24 protein-coding genes are annotated in these 23,941 nt (G+C 66.8%); 10 read left to right on the top strand and 14 right to left on the bottom strand.

Going from position 1 to position 23,941, the window contains the following annotated elements:
- Nucleotides 1-38: 38 nt before the first annotated feature.
- The 3 genes from ACFPFG_RS12130 to ACFPFG_RS12140 all read left to right on the top strand — a co-directional run bounded on the left by ACFPFG_RS12130 (nucleotide 39) and on the right by ACFPFG_RS12140 (nucleotide 2,821).
- Nucleotides 39-1,475 (top strand): S41 family peptidase, encoded by a 1,437-nt coding sequence (locus ACFPFG_RS12130; RefSeq protein ID WP_013803927.1) that lies wholly within the window; start codon nucleotides 39-41, stop codon nucleotides 1,473-1,475.
- Between the two features lie 75 nt (nucleotides 1,476-1,550).
- Nucleotides 1,551-2,303: a HesA/MoeB/ThiF family protein gene (locus ACFPFG_RS12135; protein ID WP_380106738.1), complete on the top strand. Its 753-nt coding sequence runs from the start codon at nucleotides 1,551-1,553 to the stop codon at nucleotides 2,301-2,303.
- Nucleotides 2,304-2,422: 119 nt separating this feature from the next.
- Nucleotides 2,423-2,821, top strand: coding sequence for a response regulator (locus tag ACFPFG_RS12140; protein WP_013803928.1), 399 nt, complete (start codon nucleotides 2,423-2,425; stop codon nucleotides 2,819-2,821).
- A gap of 85 nt (nucleotides 2,822-2,906) precedes the next feature.
- Here ACFPFG_RS12140 and ACFPFG_RS12145 read toward each other — a convergent pair whose 3' ends face one another.
- Entirely contained in the window at nucleotides 2,907-3,539 is a 633-nt protein-coding gene (locus tag ACFPFG_RS12145) for a response regulator (protein ID WP_012203736.1), read from the bottom strand.
- Nucleotides 3,540-3,682: 143 nt separating this feature from the next.
- Between ACFPFG_RS12145 and ACFPFG_RS12150 the strand changes: the two genes are divergently transcribed.
- From ACFPFG_RS12150 to ACFPFG_RS12170, 5 genes are all read left to right on the top strand, one after another.
- Nucleotides 3,683-5,062 carry a sensor histidine kinase gene (locus ACFPFG_RS12150; RefSeq protein ID WP_380106741.1) on the top strand — a complete coding sequence of 460 codons (1,380 nt, stop codon included), beginning with the start codon at nucleotides 3,683-3,685 and terminating at the stop codon, nucleotides 5,060-5,062.
- A gap of 275 nt (nucleotides 5,063-5,337) precedes the next feature.
- On the top strand, nucleotides 5,338-5,499 hold the full coding sequence (locus ACFPFG_RS12155; RefSeq protein WP_013803930.1) for a DUF1328 domain-containing protein: 162 nt from the start codon (nucleotides 5,338-5,340) through the stop codon (nucleotides 5,497-5,499).
- 111 nt (nucleotides 5,500-5,610) lie between these two features.
- Nucleotides 5,611-6,000, top strand: a complete 390-nt coding sequence (locus tag ACFPFG_RS12160; protein ID WP_013803931.1) for a hypothetical protein — start codon at nucleotides 5,611-5,613, stop codon at nucleotides 5,998-6,000.
- Nucleotides 6,001-6,078: 78 nt separating this feature from the next.
- The gene (locus ACFPFG_RS12165; protein WP_012203732.1) at nucleotides 6,079-6,399 is read left to right on the top strand and encodes a BON domain-containing protein; all 321 of its coding nucleotides are present in this window, start codon (nucleotides 6,079-6,081) and stop codon (nucleotides 6,397-6,399) included.
- 175 nt (nucleotides 6,400-6,574) lie between these two features.
- Nucleotides 6,575-7,696 (top strand): zinc-binding metallopeptidase family protein, encoded by a 1,122-nt coding sequence (locus ACFPFG_RS12170; RefSeq protein ID WP_183017433.1) that lies wholly within the window; start codon nucleotides 6,575-6,577, stop codon nucleotides 7,694-7,696.
- A 114-nt stretch (nucleotides 7,697-7,810) separates the two neighbouring features.
- Here ACFPFG_RS12170 and coaD read toward each other — a convergent pair whose 3' ends face one another.
- The 4 genes from coaD to ACFPFG_RS12190 all read right to left on the bottom strand — a co-directional run bounded on the left by coaD (nucleotide 7,811) and on the right by ACFPFG_RS12190 (nucleotide 12,014).
- Nucleotides 7,811-8,311 carry a pantetheine-phosphate adenylyltransferase gene (gene coaD, locus ACFPFG_RS12175; RefSeq protein WP_183017432.1) on the bottom strand — a complete coding sequence of 167 codons (501 nt, stop codon included), beginning with the start codon at nucleotides 8,309-8,311 and terminating at the stop codon, nucleotides 7,811-7,813.
- Between the two features lie 132 nt (nucleotides 8,312-8,443).
- Nucleotides 8,444-9,151, bottom strand: a complete 708-nt coding sequence (gene rsmD, locus ACFPFG_RS12180) for a 16S rRNA (guanine(966)-N(2))-methyltransferase RsmD (protein ID WP_312377372.1) — start codon at nucleotides 9,149-9,151, stop codon at nucleotides 8,444-8,446.
- Nucleotides 9,148-10,509, bottom strand: a complete 1,362-nt coding sequence (locus ACFPFG_RS12185; protein ID WP_380106744.1) for a M16 family metallopeptidase — start codon at nucleotides 10,507-10,509, stop codon at nucleotides 9,148-9,150. The genes rsmD and ACFPFG_RS12185 overlap by 4 nt, the downstream gene beginning before the upstream one ends.
- A gap of 26 nt (nucleotides 10,510-10,535) precedes the next feature.
- On the bottom strand, nucleotides 10,536-12,014 hold the full coding sequence (locus tag ACFPFG_RS12190; RefSeq protein WP_312377369.1) for a M16 family metallopeptidase: 1,479 nt from the start codon (nucleotides 12,012-12,014) through the stop codon (nucleotides 10,536-10,538).
- 28 nt (nucleotides 12,015-12,042) lie between these two features.
- On the opposite strand from ACFPFG_RS12190, the gene ftsY reads away from it, so the two are divergent.
- Complete coding sequence (gene ftsY / locus ACFPFG_RS12195; RefSeq protein ID WP_380106747.1) at nucleotides 12,043-13,263, top strand: signal recognition particle-docking protein FtsY; 1,221 nt, start codon at nucleotides 12,043-12,045, stop codon at nucleotides 13,261-13,263.
- Between the two features lie 236 nt (nucleotides 13,264-13,499).
- On the top strand, nucleotides 13,500-14,489 hold the full coding sequence (locus tag ACFPFG_RS12200) for a Bug family tripartite tricarboxylate transporter substrate binding protein (protein WP_197957263.1): 990 nt from the start codon (nucleotides 13,500-13,502) through the stop codon (nucleotides 14,487-14,489).
- Here the strand turns inward: ACFPFG_RS12200 and cutA are convergent.
- The 9 genes from cutA to ACFPFG_RS12245 form a co-directional block, all read right to left on the bottom strand.
- Entirely contained in the window at nucleotides 14,476-14,874 is a 399-nt protein-coding gene (gene cutA / locus ACFPFG_RS12205; protein WP_380106749.1) for a divalent-cation tolerance protein CutA, read from the bottom strand. The genes ACFPFG_RS12200 and cutA overlap by 14 nt on opposite strands.
- Nucleotides 14,875-14,923: 49 nt before the next feature.
- A complete protein-coding gene (locus tag ACFPFG_RS12210; RefSeq protein WP_380106751.1) occupies nucleotides 14,924-17,404 on the bottom strand; it encodes a TonB-dependent siderophore receptor in 2,481 nt (826 codons plus the stop codon).
- A 122-nt stretch (nucleotides 17,405-17,526) separates the two neighbouring features.
- Nucleotides 17,527-18,516 carry a FecR domain-containing protein gene (locus ACFPFG_RS12215; protein WP_183017424.1) on the bottom strand — a complete coding sequence of 330 codons (990 nt, stop codon included), beginning with the start codon at nucleotides 18,514-18,516 and terminating at the stop codon, nucleotides 17,527-17,529.
- The gene (locus ACFPFG_RS12220) at nucleotides 18,513-19,040 is read right to left on the bottom strand and encodes a sigma-70 family RNA polymerase sigma factor (RefSeq protein WP_197957265.1); all 528 of its coding nucleotides are present in this window, start codon (nucleotides 19,038-19,040) and stop codon (nucleotides 18,513-18,515) included. Before ACFPFG_RS12220 ends, ACFPFG_RS12215 begins: the two co-directional genes overlap by 4 nt.
- A 90-nt stretch (nucleotides 19,041-19,130) precedes the next feature.
- The gene (locus tag ACFPFG_RS12225) at nucleotides 19,131-20,156 is read right to left on the bottom strand and encodes a 2-dehydropantoate 2-reductase (RefSeq protein WP_197957266.1); all 1,026 of its coding nucleotides are present in this window, start codon (nucleotides 20,154-20,156) and stop codon (nucleotides 19,131-19,133) included.
- A gap of 18 nt (nucleotides 20,157-20,174) precedes the next feature.
- On the bottom strand, nucleotides 20,175-20,933 hold the full coding sequence (locus tag ACFPFG_RS12230) for a class II aldolase/adducin family protein (RefSeq protein WP_088166235.1): 759 nt from the start codon (nucleotides 20,931-20,933) through the stop codon (nucleotides 20,175-20,177).
- A gap of 76 nt (nucleotides 20,934-21,009) precedes the next feature.
- On the bottom strand, nucleotides 21,010-21,513 hold the full coding sequence (locus ACFPFG_RS12235; protein ID WP_183019152.1) for a MarR family winged helix-turn-helix transcriptional regulator: 504 nt from the start codon (nucleotides 21,511-21,513) through the stop codon (nucleotides 21,010-21,012).
- Nucleotides 21,514-21,655: 142 nt separating this feature from the next.
- The gene (locus ACFPFG_RS12240) at nucleotides 21,656-22,708 is read right to left on the bottom strand and encodes a LacI family DNA-binding transcriptional regulator (RefSeq protein WP_380106754.1); all 1,053 of its coding nucleotides are present in this window, start codon (nucleotides 22,706-22,708) and stop codon (nucleotides 21,656-21,658) included.
- Nucleotides 22,709-22,764: 56 nt separating this feature from the next.
- The gene (locus tag ACFPFG_RS12245; RefSeq protein WP_380106756.1) at nucleotides 22,765-23,928 is read right to left on the bottom strand and encodes an iron-containing alcohol dehydrogenase; all 1,164 of its coding nucleotides are present in this window, start codon (nucleotides 23,926-23,928) and stop codon (nucleotides 22,765-22,767) included.
- Between the last annotated feature and the right edge of the window lie 13 nt (nucleotides 23,929-23,941).

Genomic DNA, 23,941 nt, shown 5'->3' on the forward strand with positions numbered 1-23,941 from the left:
TCCAAGCGGGTGTATATTGACGCGGTTAAAGGGGTGATATGGGCCAGAAAATCAAAATTGCCGGCTGGGTTTCCGTAGGCGTAATCGCCGGAGCACTGACCACGGTTTCCTTGCAGACCGTGGCCCGCGGTGCCATGACCCCGCTGCCGCTGGAGGAAATCCAGCAGCTGTCCGCCGTCTTCGGCCTGATCAAGACCGACTATGTCGAGTCGGTCGATGACAAGAAGCTGATCACCGATGCCATCTCCGGCATGGTGTCCAGCCTCGATCCGCATTCGCAGTACTTCGACAAGAAGTCCTACAAGGAATTCCGCGAGGGCACCTCGGGCCGCTTCGTCGGCGTGGGCATCGAGATCACGCAGGAAGACGGCCTGATCAAGGTCGTCTCGCCCATCGAAGGCTCCCCCGCGTTCCGCGCCGGCCTCAAGACCGGCGACCTGATCACCAAGATCGACGACACGGCCGTCAAGGGCCTGTCGCTCAACGACGCCGTCAAGCGCATGCGCGGCGAGCCCAACACCAAGGTGCAGCTGACCATCCTGCGCAAGGATGAAAGCCGCAGCTTCCCCGTGACCATCACGCGCGAGGAAATCAAGACGCAGTCCGTCAAGGGCAAGGTGATCGAGCCCGGCTACGGCTGGATCCGCCTGAGCCAGTTCCAGGAACGCACGGTGGACGACTTCGTGCGCAAGGTCGAGGAGCTGTACAAGCAGGACCCCAACATGAAGGGCCTGGTGCTGGACCTGCGCAACGACCCGGGCGGCCTGCTGGACGCTGCCGTCGCCATCTCGGCCGCCTTCCTGCCGCCGGATGTGACCGTGGTCTCCACCAATGGCCAACTGGCCGAGAGCAAGGAAACCTACAAGGCATCGCCCAGCTTCTATGCCCGCCGCGGCATGGGCGACCCGCTGCAGCGCCTGCCGGCCTCGCTCAAGAAGCTGCCGCTGGTGGTGCTGGTCAACGAAGGCTCGGCCTCGGCCAGCGAGATCGTGGCCGGCGCACTGCAGGACCACAAGCGCGCCATCATCATGGGCAGCCAGACCTTCGGCAAGGGCTCGGTGCAGACCGTGCGCCCCCTGGGCCCCGATACGGGCCTGAAGCTGACCACGGCGCGCTACTACACGCCCAGCGGCAAGTCCATCCAGGCCAAGGGCATCGTGCCCGACGTGATGGTGGACGAGACACCCGAAGGCGACCTGTTCGCCGCCCTGCGCATGCGCGAGGCCGACCTGGAAAAGCACCTGTCCAGCGGACAGGGCGCCGAGGTCAAGGACGAGGTGCGCGAGAAGGCCCGCGAGGAAGCCCGCAAGCGCCTGGAAGAGGAAGCAAAGAAGCCGCCGGCCGAGCGCCGCCTGCCCGAGTTCGGCACCGAAAAGGACTTCCAGCTGCAGCAGGCGCTCAACCGTCTCAAGGGCCAGCCCGTCATGGTCAGCAAGACCCTGACCGAGCGCGAGCCTGAGAAGAAGGAAAACTGACAGCGCGGCGCGGGCAGGGTCCGCGCCCAACCAAGCCGGGCCGCGCGCCCGGCTTTTTCACGTCTGGAGACGCGAATGAACGACGATCAACTGCTGCGCTACTCGCGCCACATCCTTCTCGACGAAATCGGCATCGAAGGCCAGGAGCGCATCCTGGCAGCGCATGTGCTCATCGTCGGCGCAGGCGGCCTGGGCGCGCCCGCTGCGCTGTACCTGGGCTCGGCCGGCATAGGCCGCATCACCCTGGTGGACGACGATGCGGTGGACATGACCAACCTGCAGCGCCAGATCGCCCACACCACGGACCGCGTGGGCCAGCCCAAGGTGGAATCCATACGCACGGCCGTGCATGCCATCAACCCCGGCATCCGCATCGACTGCCGCCAGCAGCGCGCCGACGATGCCCTGCTCGACGAGCTCGTGCCCCAGGCCAGCCTGGTGCTGGACTGCACGGACAACTACCGCACGCGCCACATGATCAACGCGGCCTGCGTGCGCCACAAGGTACCCCTGGTGGCGGGGGCGGCCATCCGCCTGGACGGCCAGCTCATGGTCATGGACCCGCGCGACGAGAACTGCGCCTGCTATGCCTGCGTGTTCCCGCCGGAGGCACAGTTCGAGGAAGTGCAGTGCTCGATCATGGGCGTCTTCGCGCCGGTGGTGGGCGTCATGGGCACGCTGCAGGCGGCGGAAGCCCTCAAGCTGGTCGCGGGATTTGGCACGCCTGCAACAAACCGCCTGACCATGTTCGACAGCCGCAGCCTCGATTGGAGTAGCATGCAAACTACCCGTGTGCCGGACTGCCCCGTTTGCGGTAACAAGGCGTAGGAATCGACTGACTTCCACGCCGATCCCCCACTGGCACAATCGCCCGCTGTCGCGCAGGACAATGGAGGCCGGGTTCCGCCGGACTCCGATTGCCATCCGCGTCCCTATTGGATACAGCCGTGAAATTGCGCACCTATCTTGTTGAAGACAACCCTACGATCCGCGAGAACCTGATCGCCACGCTCGAAGAACTGGCCGATGTCGAGGCCGTGGGCATCGCCGAGACGGAAAGCGCGGGGACGGACTGGCTTCAGCAGAACCCCGACGCATGGGATCTCGCCATCGTCGACCTGTTCCTGCGCCAGGGCAGCGGCCTGGGTGTGCTCACTGCCTGCCGCGAGCGCCAGCCGCACCAGAAGATCGTGGTGCTCAGCAACTACGCCACCCCCGACATCCGCAGCCGCTGCGCCCAGCTCGGCGTGGATGCCGTCTTCGACAAGTCCAATGAAATCGACGCGCTCATGGACTATTGCATGAATATCGATGCGGCGTCACTCAACCAACTTAAAACAGCCTGAACCCAAAGCACTGCATTTGATTTTTCATCAAAAAAGGCTGCACGACTTGATAATCGTGCAGCCCGTATTTTCTATTGACTGAAAATCAATCGATCAGCCTGTTCTTCAGTGCGTAATACGTCAGGTCGCTGTTGGACGACAACCCCATTTTCTCCATGAGACGCGTGCGATAGGTGCTGACCGTCTTTACGCTCAGCGAAAGCGACTTTGCAATATCACCCGCGGTTTCCCCACGCGCGAGCTTGAGAAAGACCTGGAACTCGCGCTCCGACAGCTGTTCATGGGCTGGCGCATCATCCTTGCGGTTGAGCTGCTGGGCCAGCAAGTCGGCCACGGCGGGCGTCAGATAGCGGCGGCCCAGGGCCACGGTGCGGATGGCCTCGGCAATCTCCTGGGGATCACACTCCTTGTTCAGGTAGCCGCTGGCGCCCTGGCGGATCAGGTTGATCGCATAGTGCTCCTCGGGATAGCCGCTCAGGATCAGGATGCCCATGTCCGGCGCCTTGGCGCGCAGCATGGCCAGCGCGTCGATACCGCTTTGCCCCGGCATGGACAGATCCATCAACAGCACGTCGATCTCGTGGGCGCGCACCAGATCGATGGCCTCGCGGCCATTGGCGGCCTCACCGACTACACGCAGGTCCACGTGTTCCGAGAGAAACTGACGCAGGCCCGAGCGCACAATTGCATGGTCGTCCACAATGCCAATTCTGATCATGAATACCTCTTTTTCGGGGGACCAGCGGGATCGCTGGTCGTGCAAACAATATATGGTAACGGCCGGCGCAGGAACTGCCCCGGCAGCCGATAACACGAATTATGCAGAATATCGGCGAAGATCTTGTAGGTGAGAGGATGCTTATGCGTTGGATAAATTTCCGAAGAATTGCGATCAGCCTGGCATTTGCCATCGTCGCGGCCGTGCTGCTGGTCAGCATTAACGAGGCCAGCTACAAGCGCTCCACCAAGGCGCTGGAGGCCATGACCCAGACCCAGGCCACCCGCTCGGAGATCAGCCAGCTGCTGCGGCTGATGCTGGATGCGGAGACGGGCCTGCGCGGCTACCTGCTGACGGGCGAGGAGCGCTACCTGGAGCCCTACAGCAAGGCGATCACGGCCATCAACTACAACATGGACGAGCTGCGCCAGATCTTCATCTACGACCCGCAGGAGCTGGCGATCTTCACGCCGCTGGCGCGCCAGGTCGAACGCAAGATGAGCGAGATGGAACTCAGCCTGCGCCTGTACCGCCAGGGCAACGAGGAAGCCTGGCGTTTCGTCATGTTCACCGACGTGGGCATGGAGAACATGGACGCCATCCGCGACTACACGGGCAAGCTGCTGTCGGGCATAGACCAGCGCTCGGCCAAGAACCTGCAGGACATCGAGCACACGCTTTCGCTGTCGCGCATAGGCATCGCCACGGTCACGGCCCTGGGCGTGCTGGGCTTTTTCATGTACCTGCGCCAGGCCCACGCGCTGCAGCAGGCCCACCATCGCGAGCAGGAGATCCAGCGCGACGAGCGCAACCGCCTCGAAGCCCTGGTGCGCGAGCGCACGGCCACGCTGACGGAGCTGGCCAACCACTTGCAGCAGGTGCGCGAGGACGAGCGCGGACACCTGGCGCGCGAACTGCACGACGAGCTGGGCTCGCTGCTGACGGCGGCCAAGCTCGACGTGGCGCGCCTCAAATCCAAGATCGACCTCAGCGCGCCGGACGTGGGCGAACGCGTCAGCCATCTGGTGGAGACGCTCAACAGCGGCATCGCCCTCAAGCGCCGCATCATCGAGGACCTGCGCCCCTCCTCCCTGTCCAACCTGGGCCTGACGACGGCGCTGGAAATCCTGGCGCGCGAGTTCGGCGAGCGCAGCGGCATCGAAGTCACGGCCAACCTGGAGCAGGTGGAACTGCCTGAATCCACCCAGCTCACGGTCTACCGCATCGTCCAGGAATCGCTGACCAACATCGGCAAATATGCCAAGGCCAGCCATGTCCTGGTCTCCGTGCACAACTATCCGACCTATGTGACGGTGCAGATCCAGGACGACGGCGAAGGCTTCGAGACCTCGGCCATGCGCCCCAACTCCCACGGGCTGGCCGGCATGCGCCACCGCGTGGAGGCCGCAGGCGGGCGCCTGACCGTGTCGTCCGAGCTGGGCAAGGGCACGGCAATCTCCGCCGTCATCCCGCTGGCGCCCATTTCCACGGACAAAAACGCAGGTACGGTCGCCGCCGCCTGAAGCGCCAGCATCCACCATGCAAAAGTCCCTGCGCGCCCACGCGCCAGGGGCTTTTTTTCATGCCCGCACCAGGCTGGCTGCAGCCGGCGGCGCTTGCCAGCCCTGTGCAGCCAGAGCATTCCTACACCACCCCCCCGCCTAACCCTGACGCCATGCCACGCCGGCCACCGTCAGATACACCTCGGACGGCTCAGTACAGTCGAACCCATGCAAACAGCACTTGGCCCATCCGCCCCGTGCCGTTTCTTGGAAACGAACAACCCAAGGAGTTTTACATGCTGCACTACGCCATCGTGTTCTTCGTCATCGCCCTGGTAGCCGCCATATTCGGTTTTGGCGGTATTGCGGCAGGTGCTGTAGGCATCGCCAAGATCCTGTTCTATATTTTCGTGATCATGGCCGTCGTCACCTTTGTGATGAGCCTGATCAAGAAGTAGCGGCGGCGCCGCCTTCAGCCCCCTGCCAGCCCAAGCCCGCCTCCCGCGGGCAGCCAGCCCGGCAGCCCGACCGCCTTTCGCATTCATGCCAGTTTTGAGGAGATAGAACCAATGAGCCAAGCCGAGAAAGCCGTGAACAAAGCCGCCGATACCGCCAAGGACGTTGCACAGGATGTCGCGGATGCCGCCAAGGAAGCCGTCAACACCACGCGCCGCACCGCAGCGAATGCGCTGGACAAGGCCGAGGAGGGCGTCCAGTCCATCGAGCGTGAGCTGAACCCCGTCATCGATGACCTCGCAGCACGTGCCCAGGAACTGGCCACGCGCGGCATCAACTTCTGTGCCGACAGCTCCGACCGCGCCCGCCGCCAGCTGCAATCTGCCACCGAGGCCACCACGCGCTACGTCATCGAGCAACCGGGCCGCTCCATCCTGCTGGCCGCGGCCACGGGCGCAGCCCTTGCCACCGCGTTCTTCATGAGCTCACGCTCGCGCAAGTGAGCGGTCGCCAAGTTCCTTGAGTCCCCGAGTGCCATCAGTCCAGTTACCCCACTTTTCTTACCCGAGAAAGAATTGATCATGCAAAAGTACACCCGTGCCATCGCTTTCGCTCTCGTCGCCGGCGCCACCGTGCTCGGCACCACCGCCTGCTCCGTCGCCCGCGACCAGCAGACCGTGGGTTCGTATGTGGATGACGCCGGCATCACCACTGCTGTGAAGGCCAAGATGGCAGAGGACAAGAGTGTCTCGGCCACCTCCATCAGCGTCGAGACCCTGAACGGCACGGTGCAGCTGTCGGGCTTTGCCAAGTCCGAATCGGAAAAGGCCCGCGCCGCCGAGATCGCCCGCACCACCAAGAACGTGCGCGAGGTGCGCAACAGCATCGTGGTTCGTCCCTGATGCAGGCCCCTGCGGGGGCTGAGCCAAGTACAAGGCCGGAGACTTCCGGCCTTTTTTCATCCAGGGATCCACTGCCGCAGGGCCCGGCGCAAGGACGGCCGGCCGGCCGTTGCAGGCTAAGGCAGACGCGACCCCTTTCCACCGGGCGCCGGACATACGGCGTAAAGTGACCGACATGCGAGTCTTCAACTGCGATGCCTGTGGCCACCCGGTCTTCTTCGACAGCGTTCAATGCGTGCACTGCGGCGCCACCCTGGCCTTCCTGCCCGAACGACTGCATGTGGCCTGCCTGCGCCCGGTTTCCGGCGCGCGGGACAGCGTGCTGTGGGAGAGCCTGTCCTCGCTGACGAGCGGCAAGCCGCCAGGCCGTCTCTACAAGATGTGCAGCCACCGGGGTCCCGTGGGACAGTGCAACTTCGCCCTGCCCGCAGACGATCCCCATGCGCTGTGCGAGTCCTGCCGCCAGACACGCTGGCTGCCCGATCTGTCAGACCCGGCCAATGCGCTGCGCTGGACCCGGATCGAGGCCGCCAAGCGCCAGTTGTTCTACACGCTGGCCCGCCTGGGCCTGGGTCCCCGGCCTGGAGAGGACGGGCCGCGCTTCGAGCTGCTGGCCGACCTGCCCGGGCAGGCGCCCGTGATGACCGGCCATGCCAACGGCACCATCACGCTGAACGTGGTGGAGGCCGATGATGCCGAGCGCGCCAGGCGCCGCCAGGCCCTGCACGAGCCCTACCGGACGCTGGTGGGCCATCTGCGCCATGAATCCGGCCATTTCTTCTGGGACAGGCTGGTGGTGGGAGCGGGCCGTATCGAGGAATTCCGCCGCCTGTTCGGCGACGAGCGCCAGGATTATGGCCAGGCACTGCAGAACTACTATGCGCGCGACCCGATGGACGGGCAGTGGCGCGACAACTTCGTCAGCGCCTATGCTACCTCCCACCCGTGGGAAGACTGGGCCGAAAGCTGGGCCCATTACCTGCACATGGTGGATCTGCTGGAGACTGCGGCCAGCTATGGCACCTGCATCACCATGCCTGGAGGCTCAGGGACAAGTACAGGCTCGGTCACGCAGCCCGCGCTGTGCGTGCAGGACCCTTTCGCGGTCCATGCACGGCCGGACTTCGGCACCATGCTCGACCAGTGGGTGCCGCTGACGCTGCTGACCAACAGCCTCAACCGCAGCCTGGGCCATGGCGATGCCTATCCGTTCGCCCTTTCGGCCGGGGCCAGGCGCAAGCTGGAGTTCGTGCACGCCGCCGTGAATGCGAGCGCTGCGCGGCAGGCTTCCTTCTAGGAAGGAATCGCCAGAGGAGCCTGGCCCTTGGCGGGCCTCAAGACAGCCAGGCGGTCAGGGCATCTGGGCGCGCGTTCGGGGAGCGCGTTCGGGGCGCGCGATAGGGGAGCGCGATCAGGGAGCGCGATTGGCCTGCACCTTCTGCAGAAGACGGGTACGCACGCTGGGAGAGACGAACTTGTCGATCTCGCCGTCCAGCGTGGCGATCTCGCGCACGAAGGTGCTGCTGATGAACTGGTAGCGGTCGCTGGGCGTGAGGAACACCGTCTCCACCTCGGGCATCAGCGTGCGATTCATGCCGGCGAGCTGGAACTCGTAGTCGAAGTCGGTGACCGCACGCAGGCCGCGCACCATGGCCTTGCCGCCGCGCTCGACCACGAAGTCGCGCAGCAGGCCATGAAAGCTCTCGACCTGGACATGGGGGTAGATGGACACGGCCTCGCGCACCATCTCCATGCGTTCCTCGAGATTGAACATGGTCTTCTTGTGGTGGCCCGCCGCCACCGCCACGATGACGTGGCTGAACAGCTGGGTCGCACGACGCACCACGTCTTCGTGGCCCAGCGTGATCGGATCGAAGGTTCCGGGGTAGACGGCAATCACGTCGTGGCTCATGGCGTTCACTTTCCTTGGCTGCGCGTGCCCTGGTCCGGCACGGATGGCGCATTATGCATTGCGCTGCAGCATGGCCGGTCGGCTGTGCGACAGCCGCGCTCCTGCCAGGGAACGCGGCCGCCGCAGCGCCCTTTACTCGTCCTGCGGTGCCTTGCGCAGCAGGTGGGCATGGACGGCGCCCGCCTTCAGATGGCGGAACAGCTGCAGGCCACCGGCCTCGGCCAATTGCTCCTCGGTCCAGGCCTGGGGCGCCTCCAGATAGACATAGCCCGTGGCGGACACCGCCTGCGCGGCAGCCTTCAGAGCCGGCTCGAACAGATCGGCATGGTCGAAGGGCGGATCGATCAGCACCAGGTCCAGCGTGCCCGGCGCCACCTGGCGCAGGCAGCCGATGCCATCGCCGCGCAGCACGCGCACGGACTGGGCGTCCAGGCGCTCGCGCAGGCGCTGCAACTGCAGGACCAGGGTGGCGTCCTGCTCGTTCATCAGTACATTGGTCGCGCCGCGCGATGCGGCCTCGAAGCCCAGCGCGCCCGTGCCAGCGAAGGCATCCAGGCAGTGCCAGCCCGTCAGGTCCTGGCCCAGCCAGTTGAACAGGGTCTCGCGCACGCGATCAGGCGTGGGCCGCAGGCCGGGGTGCTGCGCCACGGGCAGGCGCGTGCGGCGCCACTGGCCACCGATGATGCGGACCTCGCCCGCACCCGAGGGTGCCGGCTTGCCCGCCTTTACCTTTGTGGCCGGTGCTGCGGCGGTCGCCTTGGGCGCGGCGGCTTCGGCCGTGGCCTTTTCAAGCCAGCGCTTGCCGGCAGGGGTATGGATTTTGATGCTGTTGCGGCTCATTGTTGGCCTCCCACGACGACGGTCACCATGCGCTCGGGCTGCAGCATGCGCTGCATGGCCTCGCGCACATCACGCACGGTCAGCGCCTGCACGCGCTCGGTCCAGTGCTCCAGGTAGTCCAGCGGCAAGCCGTTCCAGGCGATGTTGGACACATTGCCCAGCAGCTTGCGGTTGCTGTCGATGCGCAGCGCAAAGCCGCCGATCAGATTGTCCTTGGCGGCCTTGAGCTCCTTCTCGGTCGGGCCTTCGGCCACGAAGCGGCGCAGCGTGTCCTGCGAGACCTTCAGGGCCTCGGCCGCCTGGTCGGGGCGCGTCTGCAGGGCAATGGTGAAGGCGCCCGCGTCCAGGCCCGGCGAGAAGTCGCTGTAGACGCTGTAGCTCAGGCCGCGCTTTTCGCGCACTTCCTCGGTCAGCCGCGAGGTGAAGCCTCCGCCACCCAGGATGTGGTTGCCCACGAGCACGGCCATGAAGTCCGGGCTGTTGCGCGCAATGCCGGGCTGGGCGATCAGCACCTGCGCCTGGGCCGAGGCGAAGGGGATGTTCTCTTTGACCGGCGCCTTGAGCGCCTGCACCTTGGGCACGTCGGGCAGGGGCGCGCAGGCACTGGCGTCCTGGCCCTGCGCCGCCTGCAGCGGGGCCAGCAGTTGCTGCACCAGCTGGTCGGCCTGCTCGCGGCTGACGGCGCCGACGATGCTGACCTTGGCGCGGCAGGCCGCGATGAGGCGGCGGTGGAAGGACTGCATGTCGGACAGGTCGATGTGCGAGAGGCTCTCGCCCGTGGCTCGCGCTCCGTAGGGATGGGTGCCGAACACGCCCTGGCTCAGGGCCTTGCCGGCCACCGTGCCGGGGCGCGTGTCCGATTCCTTGATGGCCGCAGTCCAGCGCTCACGCTCGCGCAGCCACACGTCCTGCGGCCAGCTGGGGTTGGCGATCTGGCGCGCCGCCAGCGCCACGGCGCGCTGCAGCAGCGCAGGCTCGGTCAGGGAGCGCAGCCCGTAGCTGAAGCTGTCGCGGCCCGCCTGCGCGCCAAAGCTGGCACCCAGATCGGCCCAGGCCTGGCCCAGGCCGTTCTCGTCCAGCGCAGGCGCATCGCCCTGGGCGGTCACGCCCTTGGAGGCCATCAGCGCCACGGCGCTGGCCAGGCCGACCTGGTTGGCGGGATCGCGCCGGCTGCCGGCATCGAAGTCCATCTGCACATCGACCATGGGAATGCCCGGGCTGTCCACCAGCCAGACCTGCGCCCCGCTGGGCTGGGTCCAGTGCTGGATGGGCAGCAGGGCCCATGCGGACGTGGCACCAAAGCCCATGCCCACGCCTGCCAGCACCGTGCTGGCCACCATTTTCTTCATGTTCTTCATCTTCACTCCAGCGTGCTTCGGGGCCATCAATGCAGGGGTCCGCCGATGCCGGCACCCGCATCGGGACGACGGGGCTTGCCACCTTCGGGCAGGGGTTGCGGCACCAGGGTGCCCACCGTGAGCTGGTCATCGCCAAAGTACCTGGCAGCCACACGCTTGACGTCATCGGGCGTGATGGTGCGCAGCTGGGCCAGCAGCTGGTCTTCCGCATCCAGCGGCATGCCCTGTATCCAGTAATTGCCCAGGCTCTGGGCCTGGCCCATGACCGAATCGCGCTCGTAGACATTGGAGGCCATCCACTGCGTCTTCACGCGCTCCAGCTCGGCGGGCTCCACGCCGTCCTTGGCGACCTTGGCCACTTCGGCACGCAGCGCGGCCTCGACCTCGGCCGCAGTCTTGCCCGTGGCAGGCACGCCCGTCAGCATGAACAGGCCGGGGCCACGGCCCATGAGCGACATGGAGCTGCCCGCGCCGTCGGCCACGCGGCCTTCGCCCTGGACCAGGGCGCGCTCCAGGCGGGCGCCGTCATAGCCGTCCAGCACGGCCGACAGAACCAGCAGCGCCAGCGCATCGCGGTCGTCGGACTGCAGGTCGCTGACCCGGGTCAGCGAGGGCGCCCGGAAGGCCAGGGCCACCAGGGCCTGTTCGGCCGGCTGCTTGACCTCGATACGGCGGATGCCGATCTGCGCAGGCTCGGTGCGCGGCTTGCGCACCGGCAGGGCGCGTGCGGGAATGCTGCCGTAGTACTTCTCTGCCCAGGCGCGGACCTTGGCCACGTCCACGTCACCGGCAATGACCACGGTGGCGTTGCCGGGCACGTACCAGCGGCCATGGAAGTCGCGCACGTCGCCAGGCGTCAGCGCGTCCAGGTCGCTCATCCAGCCGATCACGGGGCGGTGGTAGGGCGAGGCCATGAAGGTCGCCGCCATCAGTTGCTCCATGAGCACGGCGCGCGGCTGATCCTCGGTGCGCATGCGGCGCTCTTCCTTGATGACCTCGATCTCTTTCTTGAACTCGCTGTCGGGCCAGTGGTTGTTGGCAAAGCGATCGGACTCCAGCTTCATCACATCCTCCAGTCGGCTGGACGGAATCTGCTGGTAGTAGCCCGTGTAGTCGCGGCTGGTGAAGGCGTTTTCCTGGCCGCCCAAGGCAGCCACGCGGCGCGAGAACTCGCCGGGAGCCACCTTGCGCGAGCCCTTGAACATCATGTGTTCGAGCGCGTGGGCCACGCCCGAGGTGCCATCGACCTCGTCCACGGAGCCCACCCGCACCCAGACCATGTGCACGGCCGTGGGCGCGCGCCGGTCCGGCTGCACGATGAGCTGCATGCCGTTCTTCAGGGTGAATTGCTGCGCCGAAGTGCCGGTGCGCGTGCCGCCTGCGGCCTGGCTGGCAACCGTCTGCAGCAGCGACGAAGGGATGGAAGAGGATGCATCCGGGGCTGCCAAAGCAGCCCCGGTGCCCATGCAGGCCATTAAGCCCAGGAGGGTGAGTGCATGTTTCATAGAATGCTGTGATTCTAAGAACCTGCCGATGTTCAGTTTTTTCAAGAAAAAGCCCACCCCCTCCTCCGCCGAGATTTCCCCGGCGGACCGCAGCGTCGCGCCCGAAGAGGCCGGCATTCCCGCAACCCCGCCGCAGGACAGCGCCCCAGCCCTGCCCCCCGGCACACCTGACCTCCCGGCCGCAGCCGACGCGGGCAGCGCCTGGTGGCGCAAGCCCTTCGGCGGCGGCAAGGGCGATGCCGCCCCGCCCGCGGCAGCCACTGCACCCGTTGCACCCGCCTCCACGACCGCGCCTGCCGACTTCATTGCCGCACCCGAGCCCACGGCCAAGCCCGAAGCCGAAGGCGCCAGCCGCCAGAACTGGATGCAGCGCCTCAAGGCGGGACTGCGCAAGACCGGCAGCAGCATCGCCACGGTCTTCACCGGCACGCAGATCAACGACGCGCTGTACGAGGAGCTGGAAGATGCCCTGCTGATGGCCGACACCGGCGTCAAGGCCACCGAGCATCTGCTCGCCGACCTGCGCCGCCGCGTCAAGGAAGCCAAGGCCACCGACCCGGCCGCCGTCAAGGCCCTGCTGGCCGATGCACTGGCCGACCTGCTGCGCCCGCTGGAAAAGCCGCTGATCATCGGCGAGCACCAGCCCACCGTGGTCATGGTCGCCGGCGTCAACGGCGCAGGCAAGACCACATCGATCGGCAAGCTGACCAAGCATCTGGCCGACGAAGGCCAGAGCGTGCTGCTGGCCGCGGCCGACACCTTCCGCGCCGCCGCGCGCGAGCAGCTCGGCGTCTGGGCCAACCGCAACACGGTGGAGATCGTCAGCCAGGAAGGCGGCGATCCTGCGGCGGTGAGCTTTGACGCCGTCACCGCCGGCCGCGCGCGCAAGAAGGATGTGGTGCTGGTGGACACGGCAGGCCGCCTGCCCACCCAGCTGCACCTGATGGAGGAGCTGCGCAAGATCCGCCGCGTGGTCACCAAGGCCGACGCCACGGCACCGCACGAGGTGCTGCTGGTCATCGACGGCAACACCGGCCAGAACGCGCTGGCCCAGGTGCGCGCCTTCGACGATGCGCTGCAGCTCACGGGCCTGATCGTCACCAAGCTCGACGGCACGGCCAAGGGCGGCGTGCTGGCTGCCATTGCGCAGGAACGCCCGATTCCCGTGTATTTCATCGGCGTGGGCGAAAAGGTCGAGGACCTGGAAACCTTCAATGCCAGGGAGTTCGCTCAGGCGCTGCTGTCCTGAGCACCGCGAGCAAAGCACACGAAGGAGCGCACTGCGCTCCTTTTTTCATGGGCGGCAGGGCGCAGGCAGGCCCTGGGGCTCAAGCCAAGGGTTTTCCCTTGATCCGGATCAAGCTGCAGGTTTTATGCTTCGCGTCGATTTATAAGAAGAACATTGTTTCATCAAAGAAACAATCTATAGCCAACAGGCATCTCTCTTGCTTGTACCTGCCTTGCCTTCGTTCCCGGAGTTACCCCATGAAAGCCCCCTCCTTGCTCGGCACCGCCGCCCTGCTGGCCGCAGCCGCATGCCAGACTGCCCTGGCCCAGGACGCCGCCGCGCAGCAGCAGCTGGCCGCCAAGCCCTTCACCATCGTCGCGCCCTTCCCTCCAGGCGGCCCGGTCGATGCCCTGGCCCGCCTGCTGTCCACGGGCCTGGCCGAGCGCTACAGGCAGACCTCGGTGGTGGAGAACAAGCCCGGGGCCAACGGCAATATCGGCATCGACATGGTGAAACGCGCCGCGGCTGACGGCCATACGCTGCTGGTCGTGCCCCAGGGCAACCTGACCATCAATCCCACGCTGCTGGCCAGGCCCGGCTACAGCGTGGAGGCGGACTTCGCGCCCGTGGCCTCGCTGGCCAAGGCAGCCAATGTGATTGCCGTGCACTCCGGCGTGCCCGCAAAGACGGTTCAGGAGCTGGTGGCCCTGTCCAAGGCCAGGCCTGCCACCATCAGCTATGCCTCGCCCGGCGTGGGCTCCAGCCTGCACCTGGCCGGCGAGCTGTTCAAGCAGCAGACCGGTGCCGATATCCTGCATGTGGCCTACAAGGGAACGGCGCCCGGCCTCAACGATGTGCTGGGCGGCACCGTGCCCATGATCGTGGGCAATGTGCCCGCCCTGCTGCCGCATGTGCAGTCGGGCAAGCTGCGCGCGCTGGCCGTGACCGATCCGGCGCGCAGCAAGTACCTGCCAGACGTGCCCACGCTGGCACAGGCTGGCGTGCCGGGCATTGCCATCTCGTCCTGGTACGGCGTGATGGCGCCCAGCAAGACGCCGCCGGCCGTGCTCAGGCAGCTGGAAAAGGATATTCAGGAGATCTTCAGCACGCCGGCCGTGGTCAAGCAGCTGGACCTGCAGGGGATCGAGCCCTGGGTGGTCACGGGCAACGCCTTTGGCGAGCTGATCCGCAAGGAAACAGCGACCTGGGTGCCCGTGATCAAGGCCGCCAACGTCACGCCGCAGTGACGCGCGGCGCGGCGGCCTTTTCTGCAGCGTCAGCCACGTCCCTGGTCGAGACCTGGGAGCGCAGCCACTGCGCATAGTCGGCCATGCAGCGCTCGGTGCGCATGGTGATCTGCGGCACGCTGTAGCTGTGGCCGGCGCGCAGCAGACGGGTCAGGCGCTCCAGCACGTCGGGCAGGGTCTTGCAGACCAGGCGCCATTCGGGCGTGGCGTGCAGTTCGCCCTGCCACACATAGTGCGAGATGATGGCCTCCACCTGCACGCAGGCCGCGGCCTGCTGCTGCACCAGGCTGCGGGCCAGATGGCCTGCCTCCTCTGCACTGGGGACAGTGGTGGCCACCACGCACAGCGTGGACCAGGACGACACGGGGTTCTTGGCGGATGTCATGGGGGCGTAGTCTACGGTTGCGCGCCTCGCCCCCCTCAGCCTTGGCGACTCACCACTGGTAGTTGAGCTTGGCCACGGCCGTGCGCCCCTCGCCCATGTTGCAGGCCAGCGCGAAGAAGCACGAGGCCACGTAGTAGCGGTCCGTCAGATTGCGCACATGCAGGCTGGCGCTCCAGCCGCGCCAGGCGGGCGATGCCTGGGCCAGGTCATAGCGCAGCGCCAGGTCCAGCAGCGTGTAGCCCGGCACCTTGAAGGTGTTGAGCGCATCGCCCCAGGCCGAGCCCGTGTAGCGCACGCCCATGCCCACGTTCAGGCCCTGCAGCGCGCCCTGCGTGAACGCCTGGTCCAGCCACAGCGAGGCCATGTGCGCAGGCGCCTTGAACACGCCCTTGCCGAGCACGGTGTAGCCATCGGTGCTGGCGTTGTCTCGAGTGACCTGGATGTCGTTGTAGCTGTAGGCGCCAATCAGGCGCAGGTTGCGCTGCAGCTGCAGCGAAGCTTCCAGTTCCAGCCCGCGCGAGCGCGTCTCGCCGGTCTGCACGCTGTAGCGATCATCCTGGGGGTCGGTGGTGGCCACGTTCTGGCGGCGCAGATCGAACAATGCCAACGAGACAAAGCTCTGCCGGCCTTCAGGCTGGTACTTCACGCCCACCTCGAACTGGCGCCCGGTCTCGGGCTCGAAAGGCCTGCTGCCGCGCGCGGGCGAGGTCGCCCCGGAGACCGGCGTGAACGACTGCGCATAGCCCGCATAGGGCGCCAGGCCGTTGTCGAACACATAGTTGACGCCCGCCCGGCCGGTGGTGGCCGACCAGTCGCGGTCCGAGCTGACCGTGCCGGTCCAGAGGTCAGTGACCTCGGTGCTGACCCTGTCATGGCGCAGGCCGGCCGTGAACACCCAGCGGTCCCAGTGGATGCGATCCTGCACATAGGTGCCCAGCTGCCGCGTGCCGTTGCCGTCGTTGACCCATGATGTGTGGACCGAGGTATCCACGCTTTGCCCATAGCGCGGATCGAAGACATTGCCCAGCACCGGTCCCACGCCCCATTTCTCGTCGCGTACCGTGCGGTTGCGGTTGTAGTCGATGCCGGCCAGCACCTCATGGCGCAGCGCGCCGGTGCGTACCTGGCCCAGCAGATGGGTGTCCAGCGACAGCACGCTGCCGTGGGCATGGCGCAGCTGGTAGTTGCGCATCAGTTGCGTGCCGTTGACCAGGCCGCTGGCACGCGCCAGGTAGTTTTCCCGGTTGTTGAAGTCGGCATAGCGCAGGTTCTGCCGCACGCTCCAGCCCGAACCGAAGTCGTGCGAGAAGTCATAGGCGAGCGACTTCTGTTCCTGGAATTCCCTGTCGAAACCCGGCTCGCCCAGAAAGCGATCCATGGGCATGCGTCCGTGCGGGCTGCTGCCGTTGACGGCCGCCCAGGGCACATTGGTGGTCGCCAGCGCCCAGTTCTTCTGGTAGACGGCACGCAGGTCCAGGCGCGTGCGCGCGTCGGGCTTCCAGCTCAGGCTGGGAGCGAGGTAGACACGGTCGTCCTGCTGATGGTCCATGTAGGCATCGGCCTGGCGGCCCAGCGCCACAAAGCGGTAAAGCAGGGTCTTGTCGGCATTCACAGGGCCGCTGACATCGGCCGCCACCTGGGCACGCCCGCCCGTCCCCGTGGAGAATTCGACATCGCCGCGCGCCACCTCGGTGGGCCGCTTGGAGACCATGTTCACGATGCCGCCCGGGTTGGACTGCCCGTACAGGCCGGACACCGGCCCCTTGAAAACTTCCACGCGCTCGAAGCCATAAGGCTCCTCGGCCATCATTCCGAAAAATCCCAGCGGCCGGTAGCGCAGGCCATCCACATAGAAGTCCGCCGACTGGAAGCCGCGGATATAGACATTGGTGGCCGCGTTCTGCGCGCCGCCGCTGTCGGGCCGCACATTGGCCAGGTAGCGCATGCTTTCGCCCATGTGCTGCACGCCCAGGTCATCCATGCGCTCGCGCGTGATCACCGACACGGACTGCGGCAGCTCGACCAGCAGCGCATCGGTCTTGCTGCCGGTGGAACTGCGGCGCGCCACATGGCCGCCGGCCGGGCCCAGGGCCTGCTCGGTCTCGGCGCTGGCCGTCACGCGCACCTCGCCCAGCATGGCCGTACCGGGGGCTGCGGCCGGGCGCAGTTCGGGAACCTGGCCCAGCACATAGCTGCCCGCGCCACTGGCCACGGCCTGCAGGCTGGAGCCTGCCAGCAGCCGCGCAAAGCCTTCGGCCACGCCGTGCCGGCCCTGCAGGCCCGCAGAGCGCAGGCCGCGCACCAGATCAGGCGCCATCACCACGCTCACGCCGGCCTGGGCGGCAAAGCCGGCCAGCGCCTCGTCCAGCGGGCCGGCGGGCACCTGGTAGCTGCGCTCGGAGGCTGCAGCGGCGGCCGGCGCAATCCCTTCCGACACTGCTGGCGCGGCGTTCGCGGTGGCCGCGCCGCCTGCGCAGGCCATGCCCAGCAACAGGGCCGCAGCTAGATGGGATGACGGTGGATGGGTCATGGAAAGCTTCCTCCTCGGATGTGTGAAATGGCTGTTTCTCCAGACTTCACACGCGAGAACGGAAAAGGTGACAGCAGGGGACCGCGCCCCGCGAAAAAATACGTGCCGGGCGCTGCGTCGGTTCAGTGCTGCGCCGCCTGCAGCGTGACCCAATAGCGCGTGCGCCACAGCACCTGCACGGGCAGGGCCTGGGGCAGACTTTGCAGTACGGCATCGGTGTCATCGAGCTGGAAGGCACCCGAGATGCGCAGATCGGCCACGGCGGGGTCGCAGCGCAGCAGGCCGGTGCGATAGCGGCCCAGCGCCTGGGCAAAGTCCTGCAGGCGCATCTCGCGCACCTGCAGCACGCCGTTCACCCAGGCATCCGCATGGGCTGCAAGGGGCTGCACGGCCTGGACCTCCGTTGGCGAGAACACGGCCTGCTGGCCGGCCTGCAGCACGAGGGCGCCAGAGCCATCGCGTGCAGCCTGAGCGGGCTGCACGCGCACGGCGCCCTCGAACACGGCCACCTGCGTGTGGCCCGGCCCCTGGCGCACCGTGAAGCGCGTGCCCAGCGCCTGCATCCGGCCTTCGGCCGTGGCAACGATGAAGGGACGGTGGCGTGGCTGCGGATCGGCGGCCGTGCGCACATGGATGGCGCCTGCGCGCAGCTGCAGCAGCCGCTGCTCACCATCGAAGCGCAGGTCGATGGCACTGGCCGTATCCAGGTCCACGCGGCTGCCATCGGCCAGTACCAGGCTGCGGCGCTCGCCACGGGCCGTGCGCGCATCGGCCAGCCAGTCGCGTGCGGGCGTCTGCTGCCAGACCAGCCAGCCGGCAGGCGCGGCCATCAGCAGCAGGGCCAGCGCCTTGACCGCGCGGCGGCGCTCGCCCCGGCCTGGACGCTGCAGCGCAGGGCCGGCCAGGTCCCTGGGCACGATGGCGAACTTCTGCCCCACGCGCTGGGCACGCTGCCAGGCCTGGGCATGCAGCGGGTCGGCCTCGTGCCACTGCCTCCAGCGGGCGTGATCGCGCTCGCTGGCATCACCGCCCTGGAGCAGAAAAAACCACTGGGCCGCCTGCAGTGCCACGGCCTCGCTGAGCGGCGCAGGCCTCGGGTCGCGGGCGCTCATGGCGTGAGCAGAATGCAGCGTGCCATGGCCTGAGCCATGTAGCGCTTGACCGTGCGCTCGCTGAGCGCCATCTGCTGCGCGATCTCGGCATAGGTCAGGCCATCGAGCTGGGCCAGCAAAAAGGCCCGGCGCACGGCGGCGGGCAGGATGTCGAGCATGGCGTCGATTTCCTGCAGCGTTTCCAGAATGATGGCCTGCTGCTCGGCCGAAGGCATGTGCGGCTCGGGCAGCAGCGCCAGCGCCTCGGCATAGGCCTGCTCCAGTGAACGGCGGCGGTGCAGGTTGGCCATGAGCCGCCTGGCGATCACGGTCAGATAGGCGCGCGGCTCGCGCAGGTTCCAGCCGGCCTGCTTTTCAGGCAGGTCATCGGGCGCCGTCAGCACGCGAACAAAGGTGTCCTGGGCCAGGTCGGCGGCATCGAAGGCATTGCCCAGCTTGCGCTGTAGCCAGCCCTGCAGCCAACCATGGTGGTCGCTGTAGAGCCGATGGATGGACGGGTGCAGTGCGGATTCGGCGCCGGGCATGGGAGGCGGCCCGAAGCGTCATCCAGGCCAATGAGTGAGAACTATTCTCATTTTACGCATTGGCACGACACAAGCCAGATGGCCGCGGCCTCAGTCCATCAACCCCTTCTGCCGCGCCTGCAGCCGCGCCAGGCCCAGCAGCGCATCGGTGAACGGCGTGTCCACTCCGCACAGCTGGCCCATCTCGCGCACCGCGCCCACCAGGGCGTCGAGTTCCACGGGCTTGCCGGCTTCCACGTCCTGCAGCATGGAGGTCTTGAAGGCGCCCAGCTTGAGCGTAACCGCATGGCGGTCTTCGGGCGATTCGTTGATGGGCAGGCCGATGCGCGCGCCGATTTCCTTGGCCTCCAGCATCACGCGCGTGATCAGGCCGCGCACCAGTTCGTCGCCCAGGATGCGGTCCGAGGTAGCGCCCGTCAGCGCGCTGACGGGATTGACGGTCATGTTGCCCCAGAGCTTGTACCAGGCGTCGCGCTGGATGTTGTCGGACAGCCTGGCCTCGATGCCGCCGCGCTGCAGCAGCTGGGCCAGTGCCGCCAGGCGCGGCGTGGGCGACTGGCCGGGGCCGGTCGCCAGGGGCTCGCCCAGGATCAGGCTGTTGCCGAAGTGGCGGCGCACCACGCCGGGCGCATCGTTGGAGCAGCTGGCATGGACCACGGAGCCCAGCACCTGATCCAGCGGTATGGCGCGCGCAATGCGGCCTTCGGGATCCACCGTCTTCAGCTGGCGGCCGCGCACGCTGGCATCGACACCGCCTTGCAGAAACCACCAGGGCACGCCGTTCATGGCCGTGAGGACCACGGTCTGCGGACCGATCAGCGGGGCGATGCGCTCGGCCACATCGGGCATGCCCGGCGCCTTGACGGAGATGATGACCAGGTCTTGCACGCCCAGGGCGGCAGGGTCCTGCTCGGCACGCAGCGCGAAGTGCTCGCGCTGCTCGCCGTGCACGAGGGTCAGGCCCTGGGTGCGCAGCGCCTGCAGCGCGGCGCCGCGCGCCACGGCGCTGAGCTGGCAGCCGGCGCGGGCCAGGGCCGCGCCCATCCAGCCGCCGATGGCACCGGCGCCGAAGATGCAGGCCTTGTCGAATGAAATGCTTGTCTGTTCCATGGTCATGCGCGGGAAGCTCCGGGTTCAAAGATCGAGATAGCTGCTGTCGCGCCGGTTGACGCGGCGCACCAGGTGGTCGAACACATCGCGGGCACCGCCGTGGCTGTCGTTGAAGGTCAGCGAGTCCTCGTTGCAGCGCCGGGCCATGGCGTCGGAGACCATGCGCGGCGCCCCCATGGACAGGGTGGCCATCTGCACGTCGCAGGCGCGCTGCAGCGTCCACAGCACCACGAAGGCCTGGGGCAGGTCGCTGCCCCAGCTCAGCAGGCCGTGGTTGCGCAGGATGACGGCCTTGCGGTTGCCTATGCTGGCCAGCAGGCGCGGCCCTTCGTCGGCATGGATGGTGATGCCCTCGAAGTCGTGGTAGGCCACCATGCCGTGCAGCTGGGCGCTGTAGAAGTTGCTTTGCGACAGGCCCTGCTCCAGGCAGGCCACGCCCATGCCCGAGGTGGTGTGCGTGTGCATCACGCAGTGCGCGCCCGGCAGTCCGTCGTGGATGGCCGCATGCACCACGAAGCCGGCCGGATTCACCGGATGCCGCGAACCATCCAGCACCTCGCCGCGCACATTGATGCGCACCAGGTTGCTGGCCGTGACCTCTTCGTAGTGCAGGCCGAAGGGGTTGATCAGGAACTGCTTTTCACCACCCGTCACGCTGTCAGGCAGGCGCACCGTGATGTGGTTGTAGATCAGTTCGTCCCAGCCCAGCATGGCGAAGACGCGGTAGCAGGCGGCCAGTTCGATGCGGGCGGCCCGCTCATCAGGGTGCATGGAGCAATTCATGGTGTGGCTCGTGGGGTGGGTCGGGGGGCGAGTCGGGGGGTGGGTCGGGGGGGCCGTGTTGCGGCTCGTGGGGAAATCAGGAATCCAGACCCTGGTCCAGCGCCTGGGAGGCACGGCCGAGCTTGTCCAGGATGCGGTCCAGCATGGCGCGTTCATCGGCCGTCAGGGCATTGAGCAGGGCCGCCTGGTAGGGGCGTGCGCGGGAAAGCACCTCGTCGAAGAGCGCCTGCCCTGCTTCGCTCAGCTGCAGCAGGTGGCGCCGCGCGTGTTGCGGGTCGGCGCGGCGCAGCACCCAGCCCCGGTCGATCAGCGGCTGCAGCGCGCGGCTGATCTGGGCCTTGTCCATCAGGCTCAGGCGCGACAGCGCGCTGGCGTGCAGCTCGCCATGGCGCTGGATCTGGCCCATGAGTCGCCATTCGGTCAGCCCCACGGGCGAGGCCGGCGCGATGTAGTGGCGCGTCACCTGGGTCTGCAGCGCATTGGACAGTGCACCCAGGCGAAAGGTCAGAAAGTCCTCCAGCGCCAGCGTCTGGCTATGGACCTGCGTGTCCGGTGCGGGGAGTTTGCGTGGTCGGGGCATGGGGCGGAAAACGGGGAAGCGGCGATTGCGATGGCCGCATGATTCAACAGTGTTGACATATCAACAATGGTGACAACCCTGAGGACCCGCTGCGCGGCCCTGTCTTCCTGTGCACGCCCTGCCGCGACGCCGGGAGCGATGTCTACAACGTCCCTGCTTTGGGCGCGGCGCAGGATTCGCGCATGACAAACTCGGTCGGAAGCTCCACCCGCGCATCGGGCTGCGGGGGTGTATCGCCCTTCAGTTGCTGGAGCAGCAACAACGCCGCTTCGCGGCCCAGGGCATAGCCGTCGTAACGGATGACGCTGATGGCGGGCGTGGCCAATTGAGCCAGGGGGCTGTCGTTGGATGCGATGAGGGAAATGTCGTGCGGAATGCGCAGGCCCTTCATGCGGATCGCCGGAAGAATTCCGTTGAGCAGGTGCATGCCGGCCGCAATCAGGGCTGTCGGCGGGCGCTCCAGCCCCAGCAGCAGTTGCGTCTGGCGAAAGGCGTAGTCTGCGGAAAATCCGTCGAGACGCATCAGCTGCTCATCCTGCTCCACGCCGGCTGCGGCATGCGCGTCCGTGAAGCCGCGCAGACGATCGCGTCCCACGCGGTTGGACCGTCCGCCACTGATGAGGGCGATGCGCCTGTGGCCCAGGCTCAGCAGATATTCGGCGGCCTGCCGTGTGCCGCCATAGTGGTCGGCACCGACCGTGGGCACGGCGGGCGAGAGTTCGCGCTCGAGCATGACCGTGGGGATGCGTGCCGATGACAGGGACTGCCGCACCGCCGTGTCGCTTTCTTCTTCGATGGTGAACAGCAGCCCGTCGGCCTTGCGCCGTGCGAACAGATCGATCAGCGCGATCTCGCGTTCCGCCAGTCCGTCGCTGCTGGCGATCATGAGCAGATAGCCATGCTGTGTGAGCACATCCTCCGCGCCTTTCACCATGGCCGAGTACAGCGGATTGCGAATGTCGGAGAAGATGAAGCCGACCATGTGCGAGGACGCCCCCCGCATGGCCTGCGCGGCCACGCTGGGTGCCCAGCCCAGCTCCGCAATGGCCTGGTTCACCCGCTCGCGCGCGGCCGGCTTGACGGTGGCGGCACCGTTGACGACACGGGAGACGGTGCCGATCGACACCCCGGCAACACGCGCCACGTCATGTACGGTGATGCGTTGATGGGGAGTGGTTGGCGGCGTGTTGTCCATGGAGCGCGACGGGTTGCGGATGACAGTCCACCGTCGGCTCCATTGCCGACCAGGGCCTAGTGGGCCTTCCGGAACAGTTCCAGGAAATCCGCCGAGGTGGTGTGGCGAGGGTTCCAGCGATTGTAGTTGGCCTCGGCGCACAGCCCAGCCATCTCTTCGAAGCGATCTTCGGTGACACCGGCATCGCGCAGCCGCGGTGGAATGGCCAGATCGGCGCACAGCTCCGAGATGGCCGTGACGGCAGTGCGTGCCGCATCCAGACGCGAGAGCCCGTCCACCCGGTACTCCATGGCGCGAGCGACGCGGCCATATTTCTCGAGTGCGGCATTCATGTTGAAGGCCGCAACATGCGGCAGGCACAGCGCATTGGACAAGCCGTGCGACAGGTGAAAGAAGGCCCCAACGAAACGCGCCATGCAGTGCACATTGCCAAGGCCGGTCTGCCCGAATGCCATGCCTGCGAGCGCGGAGCCGCACAGCATCTTCAGCCCGGCGTCCAGACGCGAGCGGTCCGCCACGAAGCTGCGGATATTGCCCGCGATGAGTTCCATGGCATGCAGGTTCAGTGCGTCGGTCATCAGGTTGGACTGGCGCGAGATGTAGGACTCGAAGGCGTGAACGAACGCATCCATGCCCGAATGCGCGGCCACGTGCGCCGGCATGGTGGTGAGGGCGAGCGGATCGAGGATGGCCACGTCGGCGGGGTTCATCGATGCGTGCCGGATGGACATCTTCAGCTGCCGCGTGGTGTCCGAGATCACGCAGGAGCCCGAGACCTCGGAGCCGGTGCCCGCCGTGGTCGGTATGGCGATGCGCGGCAGCGGGCGGTGCTTGAATTTCTCTATGCCTTCGTAGTCGTGGATGCGCCCTCCATTGGTCGCCAGAATGCCCACGGCCTTGGCCACATCCATGGTGCTGCCGCCCCCCACGGCCAGGATGGCCGTGGCCTGGTGCTGCAGGCAAGTGGCGAAGGCGCGCTCGACGGTGGTGTCGCTGGGGTCGGCCTCGATGTCGCTGAACGAGGCGGTCTGGATGTTCTGTGCGGCCAGGATGGCTTCGATGCGGCGATAGAAATCGCTGGCCAGCAGGGCACGGTCCACGGTGATGAAGACACGGTCGCTCTGGAACGACTTGAGCACGTTCGCCAGTTGCGTGTGGGAGCCGATACCGAGGTGAATCCGGGTGGGGCAGAGAAAGCTGGAGAGGTCGGAGGTAAGCATGGTGAGCAGAAAG

The organism is Delftia deserti, assembly GCF_042653485.1.
Taxonomy (GTDB): Bacteria; Pseudomonadota; Gammaproteobacteria; order Burkholderiales; family Burkholderiaceae_C; genus Comamonas; species Comamonas acidovorans.